This is a genomic window from Novosphingobium sp. BAM6 (genome assembly GCF_057784955.1).
On sequence record NZ_JBYNTR010000006.1, the window covers coordinates 160,004 to 176,765 of the forward strand.

The following is a 16,762-nucleotide window of genomic DNA, read 5'->3' on the forward strand; positions in this document are numbered from 1 at the left end:
CAGTTCCAGCAATGATTTGTTGCATAAATATTATCGCGAATACCTCTCAGTATCGATAATGCGACGGTGTTATGCATTTACCGCCCAACCTGCTGCTTGTGCTGGCCGTTGTGCTGCAGACCCGCAATGTCGGGACGGCGGCCCTGAAGCTGGGTATGAGCCAGCCCAGTGTCAGCCGGGCCTTGTCACGGTTGCGCGAGGCGCTGGGCGATCCGCTGCTGGTTCGTTCGGGCACCGGCATGGCGCGCACCCGACGGGGCGATGAACTGGTCGAGCGACTGTCCGAATGGATGGTCAGCACATCGACGCTGCTTGCCGAACCGACTTTCGATCCCACGCAGGCGCAGCGCCGTTTCCGTATCGCCTCGACTGACTTCGGGGTTATGGCGGTCCTGATCCCTGCCATCGCAAGGTTGCGGCATGAAGCGCCGGGCATCGCCATCGATGTCGTCCCGCTCAGTCATGCCGCGCATCGGGGGCTGGCGAGCGGTGAGATCGATCTGGCGATTTCGGGCCTGGACCACGACCCGGCCCAATTGCATGCCCTGCCGTTGTTCCAGGACCATTTCGTCTGCGTAACGCGAAAGGACCATCCACTGGCAGGCCCGCAGGCGGACGCGGTATCACTGGAGGAGCTTTTCGCGTATCCCCATCTCGCGCTGACCGTCAGCGAAGCGGCATTCGATCGGGTGGAACGGCGATTTGCGGGCATGGTCGAACTGCGTCGCGTTGCGGCGAGTATTCCCTATTTCGGTCAGGCGGCGGCGCTTCTCCGTGCCGCAGACCTGGTGATGGTTGTTCCCTCGCGTCTGTTGATCGAAAGCGTGATGGCCGATGACCTTGTGACAAGACCGGCGCCCGACGCGATGGGAGAGCTTGCTTACCGGGTGCTGTGGCACGAGCGCAGTCTGCGCGATTCAGGCTCGCGCTGGCTGCGCGAACTTCTGGCCGCGCAATGTGCCGCCCCGCCGATCCCGATCGCTGCATGACCGCCGCCGAGCTGGACTGTTGTCGGGGTTGCGTGGGAGCCTGACGCCACCGCTGGACTATGCGACAGGCAGAGGCGCATCCCGGTACGGCTGCCGCTTGCAGTTTTACGAATAAGAACATATGAAGAACATATGTCCCGTGACGATCTGCTTGACCGACTCGCAATCCTGGCGGACGCCGCCAAGTACGATGCCTCCTGCGCTTCTTCGGGCACCGCTCGCCGTGACAGTCGCGATGGCAAGGGACTGGGCTCCACGGAAGGGATGGGTATCTGCCATGCCTATGCGCCCGATGGCCGTTGCATTTCGCTGCTGAAGGTTCTGTTGACGAACCATTGCGTGTTCGACTGCCATTACTGCATCAACCGCAAGAGTTCGAACGTGAAGCGCGCACGCTTCACGCCGGCAGAAGTGGTGGATCTGACGCTGCGGTTCTATCGGCGGAATTACATAGAGGGCCTGTTTCTGTCCTCGGGTATCGTCAAATCGTCCAATCACACGATGGAACAGATTGTCGAGGTCGCCCGGACCCTTCGTACCGTGCATGACTTTCGCGGATACATCCATCTCAAGACCATACCGGAGGCCGATCCGGACCTGATCGCCGAAGCCGGGCGCTGGGCCGACCGGGTTTCGATCAATGTCGAACTGCCGACGGAAGCCGGGCTTGCACGTCTGGCGCCTGACAAGAAGGCACCGCAGATCGAAGGCGCGATGAAGGGGGTCTCGCAGGCCATCGTCGAGGCAAAGGACAGCCTGCGTCGGTTCCGCCATGCGCCCTCCTTCGCGCCGGCAGGGCAGTCCACGCAGATGATCGTCGGAGCCGACGGCGCCAGCGATGCGCAGATCGTGTCGCGTGCTTCCTCGCTCTATGATCGCTTCGGTCTGCGCCGCGTCTATTATTCGCCGTTCAGCCCGATCCCCGATGCCAGCGCCGTATTGCCACTCCAGCGCCCGCCCCTGTTGCGCGAGCACCGGCTGTACCAGTCCGACTGGCTGATCCGCTTCTACGGTTTTACGTCCGAAGAGGTGAGCAGCGCCACCGATCCCGGCGGGATGCTGCCCCTCGATATCGACCCCAAGCTGGCATGGGCGCTGCGGTTTCGCGAACGCTTCCCGGTCGATCTCAACCGTGCCCCGCGCGAGGATATGCTGCGCGTTCCGGGGCTCGGGACGAGGGCAACGGATGCGCTGATCGTCCTGCGACGCCAGCGGCAGATACGGCTGGAGGACGTGCAGCGACTGGCGGGCGGCTGGCGCAAGCTGCGCCCCTTCGTCGTCACGCTGGACTGGCGACCGGTGACGTTGACGGATCGCGACGATTTGCGCGCACGCCTCGCGCCGCCCCGGCAGATGGAACTGTTCGGATGATCGCGATCGAACTGGCAGCGCCGGACGATTTCGAGACCTGGCGAGACACGGCCCGGAGATTGGCCGAAGCGCGTATCGCGCCGGACCGGATCGCCTGGCGTTTGTCGGGGACGAACGGGGATCTGTTCGCGCAGACGCAGGAAGGACTGCCCGATGTCCGCGCCCTTCGCTCGGTGCGGGCAAGCCGCCTGTTTATCGAGATGGCACAGAGCGCAATCCTCCATGCCGACCCTGCGCGCTTCGATCTGCTCTATCGCCTGCTCTGGCGTTTGCAGGACGAGCCACGAGTGATCGACGATGCTGCCGATCCACAGGTCGCAAGAGCGCTCGGACTGGCACGGCTGGTCCGCCGGGAAATCCACAAGATGCGCGCATTCGTCCGGTTCAGGGCGCTTCGCGAAGCGGATGGCGAAGACCGTTACGTGGCCTGGTTCGAGCCGGAGCACTATGTTGAGCGTGCCAACCTTGCCTTTTTCGCGGGGCGCTTTGCCAGCCAGCGCTGGTCGATCCTGACCCCGCGCCTGTCATTGCACTGGGATGGCCGCGCGCTTCATGAAGGGCCCGGCGCGACCCGCAACGATGCCCCGTCGCAAGACGCTACCGAGGATCTGTGGCTCGGCTACTACCGCTCGATCTTCAATCCGGCGCGGCTCAAGATCGGCACGATGCTCCGCGAGATGCCGCGCCGGTACTGGAAAAACATGCCCGAAGCGCGCGAGATCGGGCAGATGATCGCTGGTGCGCAGGCGCGTGAGGCGGCGATGATCGATGCCGGGAGCAGCCGGTTCGATACTCTGGGCCGGCCCGGCAGTCTCGATGCCGTGGCAACGGGTATTGCGGCCTGCCGGCGCTGTGCCATCGGCTGCAACGGGACGAGCGCGGTGATGGGCGAAGGACCGCCCGAGGCACCGCTGATGATCGTGGGCGAGCAACCCGGCGATACCGAAGAAGCGTCAGGCCACGTTTTCGTGGGGCCAGCCGGACAGGTGCTGGACCAGATGCTTGCGGCGGCCGGGATCGTTCGCTCGCGGGCCTATGTCACCAATGCGGTCAAGCACTTCAAGTTCACGCCGCAGCCCCACGGCAAGCGACGCCTGCACCAGAACCCGACGGCGGGGGAGATCGATACATGTCGCTGGTGGCTCGATGCGGAGCGCACGCTGGTGCGCCCCCGCGTGATCCTGGCGCTCGGAGCTTCCGCTGGACGCGCCCTTACGGGGCGAACGCCCAGCGTTGCACGGGAACGGGGCGAGGCTTCGACCCTGCCGGATGGCAGCGTGCTGTGGCAGACGATCCATCCCAGCTATCTGTTGCGTCTCGATGGCGAGGCAGGTCGGCGTGAGGAGGCGAAATTCGCCAACGATCTGGCGGGGCTGGCAGGGCTGCTGGAACAGATTGCCTGATGCGCTGGTGACTTTTGTCAGGCTGCAGAGGTATCGTCCTGGGCCGCCGTGAAGCGCTTGCGCAGAAAGTAGCGGCGCTGGCCGACGGGATGATCCTCCAGCGTGCCGAACACGTCGAAACCCAGTTTTTCGTAAAAAGCGCGCGCCTGAAATTCATACGTATCGAGCCAAAGCCCGATGCAGCCGTGCTCGCGAGCGATCCGCTCGGCCTCGGCGATCAGCTTCGAGCCATGACCGCCGCCACGCAGGGCTTCGGGCACGGCCAGCAGTTCCACGAAGAGCCAGTCGTAGGAGCACTTGCCCCACAATCCGCCGACATGATTGCCATGTTCGTCGGTCAACAAAATGGCAACCGGGCGAAGTCGGGGGTCGCCGCCATGTGCGAGATTATAGGAGCGCAAAGGCGCGAGCACGGCGTCGCGGTCGGCATCACCGGGGTTGTCGGGAATTGTCAGGCTGATCGTCATCGGAGCAGGGCTTAGCGGGTGAAGCGGCGAGAGTTCAATCGCTTCGATCCAGGGAGCCTGCCAGGAGCATTGAATGCAAAGATTGCAACTGCACCTTAAAGACGGATGTGGGGGCGGGCAAATTGCTCTAAAGGGCTGCGATTCGTAATTTTCGATAAGGACATGGTGAAGTGACGGCAATCAGCGCAGGTTCGGCGGGAGCAGAACCGGCGAACCGGGGCAGCGGCGAATATCGCCGCAACGCAAAGATCCTGACCGCCAGTCTGGTGGGCACGGCGGTCGAGTTCTACGACTTCTACGTCTATGCCACGGCGGCAGCGCTCGTGTTCGGGCCGCTGTTCTTTCCGGTGGATTCGCCGTCTGCCCAGCAGCTTGCGGCCTATGCCAGCTTCGGTGTCGCATTCCTTGCACGGCCGCTTGGCGCCACGCTGTTCGGGCACTTCGGCGACCGCGTGGGGCGCAAGTCCACGCTGGTTGCCTCGCTGTTGCTGATGGGCGGCGCGACCGTTCTCATCGGTGTACTGCCGACGTATGCCTCCGCCGGGTGGCTGGCCCCGTTCCTGCTGTGCCTGATGCGCTTCTCGCAAGGGTTGGGCCTTGGCGGTGAGTGGGGCGGCGCGGCGCTGCTGGCGGTCGAAAGCGCGCCGCCGGGCTGGCGCGCGCGCTTCGGGATGTTCCCACAGCTTGGCGCGCCGGTCGGTTTCCTCGCCGCCAATGGTCTGTTCCTCGTGCTGGGCGGCGTGCTGGGCAAGGACCAGTTCGTGGCCTGGGGCTGGCGCATTCCCTTCCTGCTCAGTTCGGTGCTGGTGGGACTTGGTTTGTGGATCCGCTTCCGTCTGGCCGACACGCCGGGCCTTGCCCGGATCGAAGCCGAAGAGCGTCCGCGCGGCATCCCGATCTTCGAGCTGTTCCGCACGCACCTGCGCGAGACGCTGGCCGGCACTTGCGCCGTGATCGTGTGCTTTGCGATCTACTACCTCACCACGGCTTTCGCGCTGGGCTATGGCACCAAGACGCTGGGGATCGGCCAGCAGGCGTTCCTTGGCGTGCAGCTTTTCGCGATTCTGTTCATGGCGGTCGGCATAGTATTGGCCGGTTATGCCGCCGATCGCTGGAGTTCGCGCGCCGTGCTGATCGGCGGTAGCGCCGGATCGGTGATCGTCGGCCTGCTGATGGGCCCGATGTTCGCGACCGGTTCGCTGACCGTGATCGCGGTGTTCCTGTCGCTGGGACTGTTCGTGATGGGCTTTGTCTACGGACCGCTGGCCTCGTTGCTGCCGCAGCTGTTCGGGGCGCGGGTGCGCTACACCGGCTCGTCGATCGCGTTCAACGTGGGAGGCATTCTCGGCGGCGGCTTTGCGCCCGCGATTGCGCAGAGCCTCGTTTCGCGGGGCGGCGTGCTCTATGTCGGCATGTACATTTGCCTTGCCGCCGTACTCAGCCTGATCGGCCTGATCAGCGTCTCGCGTCACACCGAGGCGCGCTTCAGCGCAGCTGCTTAGGGCTGTTTTCGGGTCATCGGGTGGTTTCACACCAGATTGAAATAGCTCCAGGGCGTTTGCGAAACCGGCGCGCTTGGGTGAGGGCGCGCTCTCACCCACCAAGCCTGCCTCCAGCAGGCCTGGCGAAGCGCAGTGAAGCTCAGTCCTGATCGCGATCGTTCCGGTAGGGATGCACGACATCGTGGGCGGGGCGTGACAGGGTCATAAACGTCACGCGGGCGCGGCCGGTGCCGATGGTGCCCGCTTTCGCGCCCGGCCGTGTCACCTGAAGGTAGGCGCCAGCCTTGAAGTAGAGCGCCTTGCCCGGCCAGAACGGCCCGATCGGATCGGTGCCGACATATTCGATGCCCTTGTATCGCACCCGCACCTGCAGCCGCTCGGCATTGGCATCGATGGTATAGGTAAAGGGCTTGCCGAGCGGAATATCCGGCTCCGAACCATCCTTTGCCGCAAGCTTGAACACCGTCTCCTCGCGATCCTTCCCCGCCTTGTCGTCGACGAAGAACAGCGATCCGTCCTGCGAGTAATACAGGCGGCAAAGCTCGTCCTTCGGGCCGTGGATCTGGCCGATCACCACGCGGGCGGGGCGGGCATCCTCCGGCTTGTCCGTCTCGTTTTTATCGGCGCCATCGGCATCGGCATCGGCATCGTCCGAGGTGGTATCGGAGGCGTCGAGCGACGTATCGGGCAGTTCGTCTACCTGCACGCGCGCGGAAAAGCGGCCTGCCTCCGCCACCGTCCATGCGTATTCGTGTCCGGCGCCGTCCATTTCGCGCAGTTCGGAGCGGGGATATTTGGTGCCCTTGCTCATCGCGCCTTCGACGGGAACGGCGAATGTAATGGAGTTGCGCGCCGCCTCGAACCATGGCGGCACGGAAAGTCCGGTCAGGGGGTAAAGCTCGACCGCGTCATGCTCACCGCTGACCTCGCCCGCTTCGTTGACGGGCAGCGTGATCTTCCACATCGAGAGGTCGATCTTTGAGGGCGGCCCATGCCGCACGCCCGGCAACCGTTCTTCGATGGGCGGTTTCTCGTCCTGCGATGCCGCTTCTCCGGCGGTGCTTTCCATCCGGCCCTGCGCGCAGGCGACCGTGGCGATCAGGCCGAACAGCGCGGCGAGAAGCGAGGATCGAAGCGGAAGACGACCGCGCAGCATTCGAGAGAGCCCCCTTCAGACGCCAGCAACGACGCCAGTGATGGCCCCGTTGCGATGCAACATTGGGGCAGCATAGGGGCGGTTCCGGGGGCAGGGTATCGCCGATGCCCCCGGAACGGAGCCTTGCAAGAAGAGAATGGCACCGCGACGGACCAAAAAGCCGTCGCGGTGCCGATAGGGGATGATAGTGTCTTACGGCAGTGCGATACGCGTCACGAAGCGCACGTTGCGGCCGGGGGCCTCGACCACGTCCTTGTTGAGCGCAGCGGCATCGCGCTGCACGTCGTCGGTCAGGTTCTGGCCGACGATCGCGAACTCGACGTTCGGGTGCTGGGTGAACGGGCGCCAGGCAACCTGCATGCCCAGATCGTAGTAGCTGCCGGTGGCCGTATCATAATCGCCGAAGTCGTCCTGACGGCCGACGTACTTCAGCATCATGCCCATATCGAACTTCTTGCTTTTGAAGTCGACGCCGCCGCCCACGCGGAACGGGGGGATGCGCGGCACGTTGCTGCCGTCGTCCAGCGTGGCGCGCACATAGTCGCCCATGGCCTTGAGCGTGAAGGTGCCCTGATCGGTGGACACCAGATCGTAGCTGGCCTGCCCCTCGACACCGCGGAAGTGCGCATCCTGCTGGCGGTAGAACAGCTCCTTGAGATCGCCGTCGCCATCGACCGAGCACGCACCGTCATCGTCGCACATGCGGCCCGTCAGGTCGCCGTAGATGAAGTTGTGGAACCAGGTGGAGTAGACGCTGCCCTCGAAGTGGAAGGCTCCCGAATTGATGCGCAGGCTGGCTTCGAGCGAGTTCGCGCGCTCGATCTTGAGCGTGGGATCGCCGGTCTCGTACGTGTTCGGGCCGTCATGGCCGCCGCGTGCGAACAACTCGGTCTGCGCAGGCGCGCGCCCGGTGCTGGAGAAGGTCAGGCCCAGCTTGACGGCGTTGCTCGCCGTCCACAGCGCGCCGATCGCGCCGCTGATGGGGGTGAATCCGGTCTTCGTATAGACGTTGTCGGCAGGCGTGCCGTCCACCGTCACATGCTCGATGCGGCCGCTGCCCTGCAGCTTGAGGCTGTCGGTCAGCGGCATCTCGGTGAAGATGTAGCCCGCCTCGCTCTCGGTGGTGGTGGGATAGAGATACGAAGCGTCCTCGCCCACGGCGGAGAAGTCGCGGTGGGTGTACTCGCCGCCGATCGCGGTGTTCGAAAGCGGGCCGATGGCGCCCAGCTTCAGTTCCGCGTGGCCGTCGAACTCCTTGTTGTGGAAGGTGGTATCGACGGTGCCGTCCGGCTCGACTTCCTTGTGCTGGTAGTTCGCATAGGAACCGTCGAACGTCAGCGTCTGGAGCAGGCCCGAGCCGAGATCGATGCTGTCGCGGCTGATGTACTTGGTCTGCTTCATCACGATATGCGTGGTGTCGCTGGGGATGCCGTAGTCGGCATTGTACTGGACCACTGCGGCGCCGATGTGGCTGTCGCCGAAGAAGTAGGAGCCGCCCAGCGAGCCGCCGTGCGCGTGATCCCACGAGTTGTCCTGCGTGCCGTCCGGCGTGTCGTAGTCGCCTGCGTGGCGATAGAAGGCATCGGCGTGGAGCGCAAAGTCGCCCACCTTGGCATCGACCAGCCCTGAGGTCTCTGCGGTATCGGCATTGGTGCCGTAGCTGCCGTTGAGTTCGCCCGAGATCGTCTCTGCGGGCAGCTTCATCGGTACGCGGTTGTTGAGCACGTTGACGACGCCGCCGATGGCCTGGCTGCCGTAACGCAGCGTGCCAGCACCGCGCACGACCTCGATATCCTGCGCTGCCAGCGGGTCGATCGGCACGCCGTGATCGGGGCCGATGTCGGAAACGTCGGAGCTGCTCGAACCGTCCTCCAGGATACGCACGCGGGTCGAATCCATGCCGCGGATGATCGGGCGGCTGGCGCCGCTGGCAAAGCCGGTGGCCGAGATGCCCGGCACGTTGGCGAGCGAATCCGCGATGCTGGCGCCGCCTGCCATCAGCACGGTGTCGCGGTCGATCTTGGTCGCGATCGCGGGTGTATCGTTGATGTCGGCATTGAACGGCGAGGCGGTGACGACGATGGTATTGGTCGTGCCGGCAGACTTTGCGGTGCTGTCCGCAGTGGGGGCGGTGCTGCCGGCAGCGGGCGTTGCAGTCGTCTGCTGGGCGAGGGCCAGCGCAGGGGTAAGGGCAGCGGCCAGCGCCACGCCGGAGAGAAGAACGGTACGCATCATATAACTCCGTGAACCTTGGGCGCTGCGTATTCCTGTGTGCCGCAACGCCGGGTCGGCCCCGAGAATCTCACAGGGCCGGTATCTGTAGAAAGGTCAGGTCCGGGAAAAGGCAGGCGGCCCCCGGATGCGCGAGCGCGCAGGGGCGGTCTGGGCGTGACCGACTGGGCGCAATAGCGGGGAGGGGGCGACGTGATCCGGCTGAAGAGGTGCGAACTCGAAGGGCTCGGGCGCGAGGTAATGGCCCGACAGGGCCTCCTCGCGGCAAAGCGGGCATTGTGCGGGATCGTCGCTGTCGTTCTGGTGGTGCTGCGTGAGGATCGGAGCGGCGTGGGAGACTTTGTGTCCCTCCAGCGCCGAGCCCGAGGCAGGAGCCGGTAGTCGCGGCGGCGGCAGATGGGCGATGGCGTGGGCCTGCACCATCAGGCTCTGCACCACGATCAGCAGCGCCAGCAGCCATACCAGACGCAGAGACGACACTGCGCGTCCGCCCGCAGGGCGATGCGCTGCCGTTGCGGCAGAGGGCATGGTGAATCGGGCGAGGCTCATCGTTGCTGTATTGTTACGTTATCACATAGCATTGCGTCAATCGTTTTGGCGCGCTAGAGGGGGTTCGCGACAACGATACGTTGTATCATTACAACTCAGCAGGAGGAATAGTCGGGTGCGACAGATGAGAGTTTCGGTCAGGGCGGCGGCGCTGGCCGGATGTACGCTGGCGGCATGGCTGCCCACGGTAAGCCATGCCGAGGATGCAGCAGGGGGCGATACGGCTGCGACGGCAGTTCAGGCAGAGGGTCAGGACAGCTATCACCGGCGTCCGGGTGACGACATCATCGTGACGGGCGTGCTGCCGATGCGGCGGCAGGATACGCTTTCGGGCGTTGCGGTGTTGCAGGGCGAGGCGCTGGCCCGCGCGGTGCGCCCCTCCATCGGCGAGACGCTGGCGCATGAGGCAGGCGTTTCGGCCACCTCGTTCGGCCCCAGCGCCTCGCGTCCGGTGCTGCGCGGCCTTCAGGGCGAGCGCGTGCGGGTGCTGAGCGACGGGATCGGCTCGATCGACGTCTCGAACACCTCGGTCGATCATGCGACGGTGGTGAACCCGCTGCTGGCCGAGCGGATCGAGGTGCTGCGCGGGCCACAGTCGCTGCTCTATGGTTCGTCCGCGATTGGCGGCGTGGTCAACGTGATCGACCGCCGCATTCCGCGCGATGTGCCGGACGAGCCCTATCACGTCTCGGCGCTGGCGGGCTACGGCTCGGCGGCGAAGGAGCGCTCGGTCGCGGGTTCGGTCGATGTGCCGCTGGACAGGCACTGGGTGCTTCACGCCGACGGCAGCTACCTCAAGAGCGATGACATGCGCATCGGCGGTCATGCGCTGACCCCGGCGCTGCGCAGCGCAGCGCTGGCCTCGGCCCAGCTTCCCACAGAAGACGCGGATGAGGGCGAGGAGCCGATCGATTTCGCGGCCAATGCCGCGGTAAAGGGCAAGCTGCCCAATTCGCAGGCGAAGACCTGGACCGCTGGCGCGGGTGTTGCCTATATCGGTGACAGCGGCTCGTTCGGCGTGTCCTATGGCCACTACGACAGTCTTTATGGCGTGCCGATCCGCTTTGCGACCGAACCGGGCGCCGAACAGGAAGCGCCGCGCCTCAGCCTCGTGCAGGATCGCATCGACGCCCGCGCCGAGATCAATGCGGGCGGCAGCGTGATCGACAAGGTGACGCTGCGCCTTGGCTATGCCGATTACCACCACTTCGAACTCGAAGAGAGCGGTGAGGTCGGCACCGCGTTCTACAGCAAGGGCATGGAAGGTCGCCTCGAACTGGCGCAGACGAAACACGGCGCATGGCGCGGCGTGACCGGCATCCAGATGTTCACCCGCGATTTCAACGTGGTGGGTGAGGAAGCCTTCCTGCCCAGAAACGCGACCGAACAGTACGGCCTGTTCACCTTGCAGGAGCTGGACTACGGCGCGCTGAAGATCGAGGCGGGTGCCCGGATCGAGCATACGTTCCTGTCGGCTAACCCCAGTGCGGAGCAGTCCGAGCAGTTCCTCTCCGGCTCGCGCAGCTTCGATGCCTTCTCGGGATCGCTCGGCGCGTCCTACGGTCTTTCGGACAACTGGCGCGTGGGTCTCAACGTTTCGCGCACCGAGCGTGCCCCGGCGGCGGAAGAGCTGTTCGCCAATGGCCCGCATGCCGGGACCGAAGCCTACGAAGTCGGCGATCCCGACTTCAAGCTGGAGCGCGCGGTCAGCGTCGAGGCGACGCTGCGCGGGCAGGGCGAGGGCTACACCTTCGAGGCCTCGGCCTATCACACCTGGTTCTCGAACTTCATTTACGAGGATCTGACCGGCGAAATCGAGGACGGCCTGCCCGTCTATGCCTTCCATCAGGCCGATGCGCGCTATTATGGTTTCGAGGCGCAGGGTTCGCTGACGCTGGCGAGCATCGGGCAGGCGAAGATCGTCGGCGATGCGCTGGGGGACTGGGTTCATGCCGAAGTGGTCGGTGTCGGTCCCGCGCCGCGCATTCCGCCCTTGCGCGTGCTGGGTGGCCTCACCGTGCAGACCCCGATGGTCGATGTGCGCGGCGAGGTGGAGCATGCCTGGAAGCAGGACCGCACCTCCGAGTTCGAGACGACGACGCCCAGCTACACGATGGTCAACGCCTCGGCGACGATCCGGCCATGGGGCAAGGAGCGTCCGCTCAGCTTCGTGGTCTCGGCGAACAACATCTTCGATGTCGTCGCCCGCCGCGCCGCCTCGTTCCTCAAGGACTACGCCCCGCTGTCGGGCCGCGACATCCGCGTGACCGCAAAGCTGGACTTCTAAATACTGAGAACCCCGGCCGGGCAGTGCGCTCGGCTGGGGTTTCCCATATCCTTACGCCATCCCGTCCACGGCCTGACGGCCAAGCCCCGGATCGTCGGTGAAGAACGAGTCGATGCCGGTCGCGATCAGGCGGCGCATGAACGCGACGGTTGCCTTGTCCTGCCGTGCGGCCTCGCCGCCGGGGCCCTGGAAGTCGGTGGGCAGGAACTTGTTCTCCGGGCGCACCGTCCAGGTCGAGACGAGCAGACCCGCCGCATGGGCATCGCGCACCAGCGAGGTGGGCTTGCCGAGCGGCCCCATCTTGCCTGTGATATCGCCGAACGGGATGATCCCCTGCAGGACCGGGGCAACCCAGTCGGCATAGGTCTTCATCTCGGCAAGACCCGCAGGCGTCTGCATCTGGTTGAACGTCAGCGTGCCACCGGCGGCCACCACGTCTGCCGGACGCATGTCCAGCGGCACCGTCAGCTGGAGCAGCTGCAGCTTGCTGTAGGCACCGATACGCGGACGCAGCCACTTGAGGTTGCCCACCTCGAAGCTCTGTACGATCACTGGTGCGGTCGACAGGTAGTGGCTGGCCGCCACCCGGTCGAGAAAGCGCTGTTCCTGCGGCAGGCCGATCCTGGCGAAGTAGGTCGAGTGCTTGATCTCGGGGATCAGGCCGATCGTGCGGCCGCGCGCCGCGCTTTCCGCTGCCACGAAATCGGCGATCTCTTCCAGTGTCAGCAACTGGAACTGGCCCGAGTAGCTGTTGCTTTCCGGACGGAAGGCGCCAAGCCGCTCGATGGCGCGCAACGTCTTGATCTCGGCGAGCGTGAAGTCCTCGGTGAACCAGCCGGTGATCTTCTGTCCGTCGACAACCTTGGTGGTGCGACGGTCGGCGAACTCGGGATGATCGGCGACGTTGGTGGTCTCGGCGATGTTGTTCTCATGCCGGGCGATCAGCGCGCCGTCCTTCGTCGAGACCAGATCGGGCTCGACGAAATCCGCACCCTGCTGGATCGCCTTGGCATAGGAGCCGAGCGTATGCTCGGGCCGCAGCGCCGAGCAGCCGCGATGGCCGATGACCAGCGGCTTCTTCTTCGCCGCCGCCTTGCTCGCCGCGAGGACGGGGCCCGCTGCGCCAAGCGCCGCCCCGGTGAGGGCGACGCCAGCTCCGACTTTGGCTCCGGCGCGGATCAGACCGCGCCGGGAGAGGTTGGTTTCAGTCGTCTCGTTCGTCATGCTCACAGCCCCACCGAAAGCGTCAGGAACCACTGGCGCGGTGCGATCGGATAGACCGCGTAGACAGAGCTGGGCTGGCTGATCGAGATCGTCGAGGCGCCCTTGACGTCGAAGATGTTGGTCACGTTCAGCGCCAGCGAAGCCTTCTGCAGGTGTACGAGGCTGGCGGGCAGGTCCACCGCGATGCGCCCGTTCGACATGAAGTACGAACCCACCGAACCGTCGTCGGTATAGGTGGCATAGCGCTTGCCGATATACATGCCGGTGTACTGCGCCTGGAACGGCCCGATGTTGGCCGAGACCACCGTCTTGCTCATCCACTTGGGACTGCCCGGAACCTGCTTGCCCGCCGTGGCATACGTGGTGGTGCCGTTCGAGTAGTCGTCATCGTACTTCGAGTTGTTGTACGACAGGCCCTCGTAGACCGAGAAGAGGCCGCCGATACCCAGCGTGACCGCTGCGTCCGCGCCGTTGGTAGTCACGCTGCCGACGTTGAACAGTGAGGTCGTGCCGCCGGTGATCGAGCTGCCGCCAAGGCCACCGACCGTGGTGCTGACCGCGAGCAGGCGGTTCGAGAAGTCGACGTGGTAGTAGTTTACCTGGGCATCGAGCGAGGAGATGAACGAGCCGGGGAAGACGTGGTGGCTGCGCAGGCCCACTTCATAGGTCCACGAGGTTTCCGGCTTGCCGCTCTCCTTGAAGTAATCGAACGCGGCCTGGCTGCCGGTGCTCCACGGCGCGGTGCCGAAGTTGCGCAGGTTCTTCTGGACGTTGAAGTAGAGCTGCTCGTGACCGTTGAAGTCGTACTTCGCGCCGATTGCGGGCAGGAACCAGTTGGCGGTGGTGATGCCGCCCGAAGGCAGCGCGCCGACCATGCCCGAATAGGAACCGGCGACCGGCTGCGTGGGATACCAGCCCTTGGCGTAGACGAGGCTGGACTTCACGCCGCCCTGTACGGTCAGCTTGCTGTTGACGTCCCATTCGTCCTGCAGGTGCAGCTGCAGTGCGTCGGTGCGGTACTGGAAGCTGTACTGCGTGAACAGCGGGTTGTGCTGCCAGTGATAGGGATCGGTCGGGTTGTTGACGTCGAGCGCGTACCAGTTGCGCCAGTTGGCGCCGCTGTTGTGCTCGTACCACGCGCCGAACTCGATGTGGTGGTTGGCCACATTCGCCTTCAGCGTCGAAACGATACCCTCACGGTCGATGCGATACTGGGTCACGCGGGTGATGTAGCCGCTGCCGCCGGTGTCGGCGACCAGTTCGCTGATCGAGTCATTCGGAAAATAGGCCTGCGCCACCGAAAGCGACTGGCCGAGCGGTCCTGCGACCACGCCCTGACCGTCGTTGTGGTGATAGTAGGCCTGGTTGGACCAGCTGATGTTGTCGGTGACATTGGCGTCGTACTTGATGTAGCCGAGATAGTCGGTACGCAGCGCCGCCGAGAAGTAGTTGCGGTAGTTGCTGCCCTCTGCGGCGGGCGTGTTGCCGTTGGCATCGACGTAGGAAAGCGCTTCGGACCAGTTCGGATACGTGAACGGCCGGGTATAGGGCGTATAGGCCTGCGCAGCGGTCGTCGGGTTGACGTAAGTGGTGGTGGCGTCCTCGTTCGGCTCCTGCTTGTCCGAATAGTCGAAGAACGCGGTCAGCTTGCCGGCGTCGTTCTCGTGTACATACTTGGCGTTGAACTGGTAGCCGCCCTGAACGCCGTTGTAGTCCCACGCACGGGCGCGCTGGCGAGCGAGCGAGACATAGGCGCTCGAACCGCCGTCAGACCCGAACGAGCCGAAGTCATAACGGCCATAGCTGCGCGAGGTGCCGTAGCTGCCCACGGTCTGCGCCAGCTGGAGGCCCCGGCGCTTGAGCGGGTCGGACGAGGACAGCTCGATCGCGCCGCCCAGGTTGTTGAGCGAGGGAATGCCCAGATCGCCCGCGCCGGTCGCCACGATGACATTGCCGATGTTCTCGGAAATGATCGCGCGCTGCGGGGAAAGGCCGCCGATCGTGCCATAGGACAGATCGCCCAGCGGCAGGCCGTCCAGCGTGTAGCCCAGCTGGTTGATGGCGAAGCCGTGGATGTAGAGCGACATGTCCTGCTCGTTGTTGCCCCACGGATCGGCGGTCTGGTACATCACGCCGGGCAGCGTCTGGATCGCACCGAGCGCCGAGACGCCGGGAAGGATCTTCTGGATCTCAACGCCCGAAAGCTCGGTGGCCGAGCGCGTGGTCTTGGCAGAGGTCACGACGATGGCGTTGGCCCCGTCTGTGTTATCGGCGCCTGAGTCGTCGGCGGTAGGAGCAGCCGCGGTCGCGGTAGCGGCGTTATCGTCCGCAGCAAGAGCGGGGGAAGCAGCGGCGAGCGTGGCAGTTGCCAGTGCGCCCAGCGACAGCGTGGAAAGGAAACGGCGCGAACCCATCATGATCGAAAATCCCTGAGAGTGCTTTGCAAACGATGCGAGTGATCGTTGGCAGCGCCCGCTAAGGCCGATTCATGACGCTCTGTGGTCAGTTTATTGACCGAATTGCGTTACTGTGCATGTAACCATCCGGAGGCCGCAGAAAATTCGCCTGTCACACCGCCGTTTGACAGGCGTTGCCGGAATGTAACCGCCCGCACGTATTTTCGGGAAAGCGCTTTTTGAAAGCGACAGCTGGCTCAGTGGGCGAAGCGGATTACGCAGGCCATGACGACGACGCCCGTCACGCTCGCGCTCAAGCCCTGCCAGCGCGGGAACCGCCCGGTCAGTCCGCGCGGGACAAGCTCGCACAGGCCAAGGTAGAGGAAACCGCCTGCGAACAGCGCCAGCGCGAGCGCGAACTCGCCGTGATCGACCCGCAGCATCTGCGCGATCCCAACGCCCAGCAGTGGTGCCAGCGCATCGGCTCCCAGAACCAGAAGCGCCGTGCGACGGCGAGCGCTTTCGGAAACCAGCGCCACGATGTTGGCGCCATCGGCCATATCGTGCGCCAGCACGGCGGCGGCCACGAGCCAGCCGGTTGCATGGTCGAGATGAAAGGCCAGCCCGATGCCGAGGCCGTCCATCAGGCTGTGGATCAGCAGCGTCGCGGTTCCCAGTTGCCGGGTCGCGGGCAGACGGTGGGCAAGGGCGTAAAGCGCAAAACCGACCGCGCCGATGGCCAGTACGATTGCCGGGGCGAAGTCGGCATGGCCCATGGCTTCGGGCAGGAGATCGAACAGCGCCAGGCCAACGACGAAGCCGCCGGTCAGTGCGGCAACGATCTGGCGCTGCGCTTGCAGACGCATGGCGAGCAGGCCGCCGGCAAGAGTCGCGAGACCGGCTCCAAGCGCGAGGAGATAGGGCAAGGGAACGGTCATGCGAAAAGGGTCTGGCAGTCCGGAAGCGGCAAGGTGAGCGTGATATAATGTATCATTCTCTCGCGACAAGCCGAAAGGCGGACCTTTTTTGTCGTAAAGGGTCGCGTTAGCCGTGCTTAGACCCCCTCTAGTGGATTGACCGGAACGAAAGAGTCCGGTTGGGGATTCCCAGCGGCTTGCAGGCGTGCCAGTCTCGCAGGATGCGCGATGGCATCAGCTTCACCGTTTCGGCCTCCGACCGTCAACGC

General features: G+C 64.7%; 12 protein-coding genes. 5 read left to right on the forward strand and 7 right to left on the reverse strand.

Features of this window, described 5'->3' with window-relative positions:
* Positions 1-71 precede the first annotated feature (71 nt).
* The 3 genes from AC3EC3_RS15770 (at position 72) to AC3EC3_RS15780 (ending at position 3,763) form a co-directional block, all read left to right on the forward strand.
* Positions 72-989 carry a LysR family transcriptional regulator gene (locus tag AC3EC3_RS15770; protein WP_488490548.1) on the forward strand — a complete coding sequence of 306 codons (918 nt, stop codon included), beginning with the start codon at positions 72-74 and terminating at the stop codon, positions 987-989.
* Between the two features lie 132 nt (positions 990-1,121).
* On the forward strand, positions 1,122-2,360 hold the full coding sequence (locus tag AC3EC3_RS15775) for a putative DNA modification/repair radical SAM protein (protein WP_488490549.1): 1,239 nt from the start codon (positions 1,122-1,124) through the stop codon (positions 2,358-2,360).
* A complete protein-coding gene (locus AC3EC3_RS15780) occupies positions 2,357-3,763 on the forward strand; it encodes a UdgX family uracil-DNA binding protein (protein ID WP_488490550.1) in 1,407 nt (468 codons plus the stop codon). The genes AC3EC3_RS15775 and AC3EC3_RS15780 overlap by 4 nt, the downstream gene beginning before the upstream one ends.
* A 17-nt stretch (positions 3,764-3,780) precedes the next feature.
* On the opposite strand, the gene AC3EC3_RS15785 is transcribed toward AC3EC3_RS15780, so the two are convergent.
* On the reverse strand, positions 3,781-4,230 hold the full coding sequence (locus AC3EC3_RS15785; protein WP_488490551.1) for a GNAT family N-acetyltransferase: 450 nt from the start codon (positions 4,228-4,230) through the stop codon (positions 3,781-3,783).
* Positions 4,231-4,400: 170 nt separating this feature from the next.
* Between AC3EC3_RS15785 and AC3EC3_RS15790 the strand changes: the two genes are divergently transcribed.
* The gene (locus AC3EC3_RS15790; RefSeq protein WP_488490552.1) at positions 4,401-5,732 is read left to right on the forward strand and encodes an MFS transporter; all 1,332 of its coding nucleotides are present in this window, start codon (positions 4,401-4,403) and stop codon (positions 5,730-5,732) included.
* Positions 5,733-5,871: 139 nt separating this feature from the next.
* On the opposite strand, the gene AC3EC3_RS15795 is transcribed toward AC3EC3_RS15790, so the two are convergent.
* From AC3EC3_RS15795 to AC3EC3_RS15805, 3 genes are all read right to left on the reverse strand, one after another.
* Complete coding sequence (locus AC3EC3_RS15795) at positions 5,872-6,888, reverse strand: polysaccharide lyase family 7 protein (RefSeq protein WP_488490553.1); 1,017 nt, start codon at positions 6,886-6,888, stop codon at positions 5,872-5,874.
* 192 nt (positions 6,889-7,080) lie between these two features.
* Complete coding sequence (locus AC3EC3_RS15800; RefSeq protein ID WP_488490554.1) at positions 7,081-9,123, reverse strand: TonB-dependent receptor; 2,043 nt, start codon at positions 9,121-9,123, stop codon at positions 7,081-7,083.
* A gap of 93 nt (positions 9,124-9,216) precedes the next feature.
* Positions 9,217-9,669: a hypothetical protein gene (locus AC3EC3_RS15805; protein ID WP_488490555.1), complete on the reverse strand. Its 453-nt coding sequence runs from the start codon at positions 9,667-9,669 to the stop codon at positions 9,217-9,219.
* A 124-nt stretch (positions 9,670-9,793) separates the two neighbouring features.
* Here AC3EC3_RS15805 and AC3EC3_RS15810 point away from each other — a divergent pair, with 124 nt between their 5' ends.
* Positions 9,794-11,956 carry a TonB-dependent receptor gene (locus AC3EC3_RS15810; RefSeq protein ID WP_488490566.1) on the forward strand — a complete coding sequence of 721 codons (2,163 nt, stop codon included), beginning with the start codon at positions 9,794-9,796 and terminating at the stop codon, positions 11,954-11,956.
* 51 nt (positions 11,957-12,007) lie between these two features.
* Here AC3EC3_RS15810 and AC3EC3_RS15815 read toward each other — a convergent pair whose 3' ends face one another.
* The 3 genes from AC3EC3_RS15815 to AC3EC3_RS15825 form a co-directional block, all read right to left on the reverse strand.
* A complete protein-coding gene (locus AC3EC3_RS15815) occupies positions 12,008-13,180 on the reverse strand; it encodes a glycerophosphodiester phosphodiesterase (RefSeq protein WP_488490556.1) in 1,173 nt (390 codons plus the stop codon).
* Between the two features lie 2 nt (positions 13,181-13,182).
* Positions 13,183-15,597 (reverse strand): TonB-dependent receptor, encoded by a 2,415-nt coding sequence (locus AC3EC3_RS15820; protein WP_488490557.1) that lies wholly within the window; start codon positions 15,595-15,597, stop codon positions 13,183-13,185.
* A 236-nt stretch (positions 15,598-15,833) separates the two neighbouring features.
* Entirely contained in the window at positions 15,834-16,514 is a 681-nt protein-coding gene (locus tag AC3EC3_RS15825; RefSeq protein ID WP_488490558.1) for a ZIP family metal transporter, read from the reverse strand.
* Between the last annotated feature and the right edge of the window lie 248 nt (positions 16,515-16,762).

Bases quoted from the DNA above. Each gene is read 5' to 3' on its own strand.
- AC3EC3_RS15805 (WP_488490555.1), bottom strand. From the start codon at position 9,669: ATGAGCCTCGCCCGATTCACCATGCCCTCTGCCGCAACGGCAGCGCAT.
- AC3EC3_RS15775 (WP_488490549.1), top strand. From the start codon at position 1,122: ATGTCCCGTGACGATCTGCTTGACCGACTCGCAATCCTGGCGGACGCC.
- AC3EC3_RS15815 (WP_488490556.1), bottom strand. From the start codon at position 13,180: ATGACGAACGAGACGACTGAAACCAACCTCTCCCGGCGCGGTCTGATC.
- AC3EC3_RS15770 (WP_488490548.1), top strand. From the start codon at position 72: ATGCATTTACCGCCCAACCTGCTGCTTGTGCTGGCCGTTGTGCTGCAG.
- AC3EC3_RS15780 (WP_488490550.1), top strand. From the start codon at position 2,357: ATGATCGCGATCGAACTGGCAGCGCCGGACGATTTCGAGACCTGGCGA.
- AC3EC3_RS15810 (WP_488490566.1), top strand. From the start codon at position 9,794: ATGAGAGTTTCGGTCAGGGCGGCGGCGCTGGCCGGATGTACGCTGGCG.
- AC3EC3_RS15785 (WP_488490551.1), bottom strand. From the start codon at position 4,230: ATGACGATCAGCCTGACAATTCCCGACAACCCCGGTGATGCCGACCGC.
- AC3EC3_RS15825 (WP_488490558.1), bottom strand. From the start codon at position 16,514: ATGACCGTTCCCTTGCCCTATCTCCTCGCGCTTGGAGCCGGTCTCGCG.
- AC3EC3_RS15800 (WP_488490554.1), bottom strand. From the start codon at position 9,123: ATGATGCGTACCGTTCTTCTCTCCGGCGTGGCGCTGGCCGCTGCCCTT.
- AC3EC3_RS15795 (WP_488490553.1), bottom strand. From the start codon at position 6,888: ATGCTGCGCGGTCGTCTTCCGCTTCGATCCTCGCTTCTCGCCGCGCTG.
- AC3EC3_RS15820 (WP_488490557.1), bottom strand. From the start codon at position 15,597: ATGATGGGTTCGCGCCGTTTCCTTTCCACGCTGTCGCTGGGCGCACTG.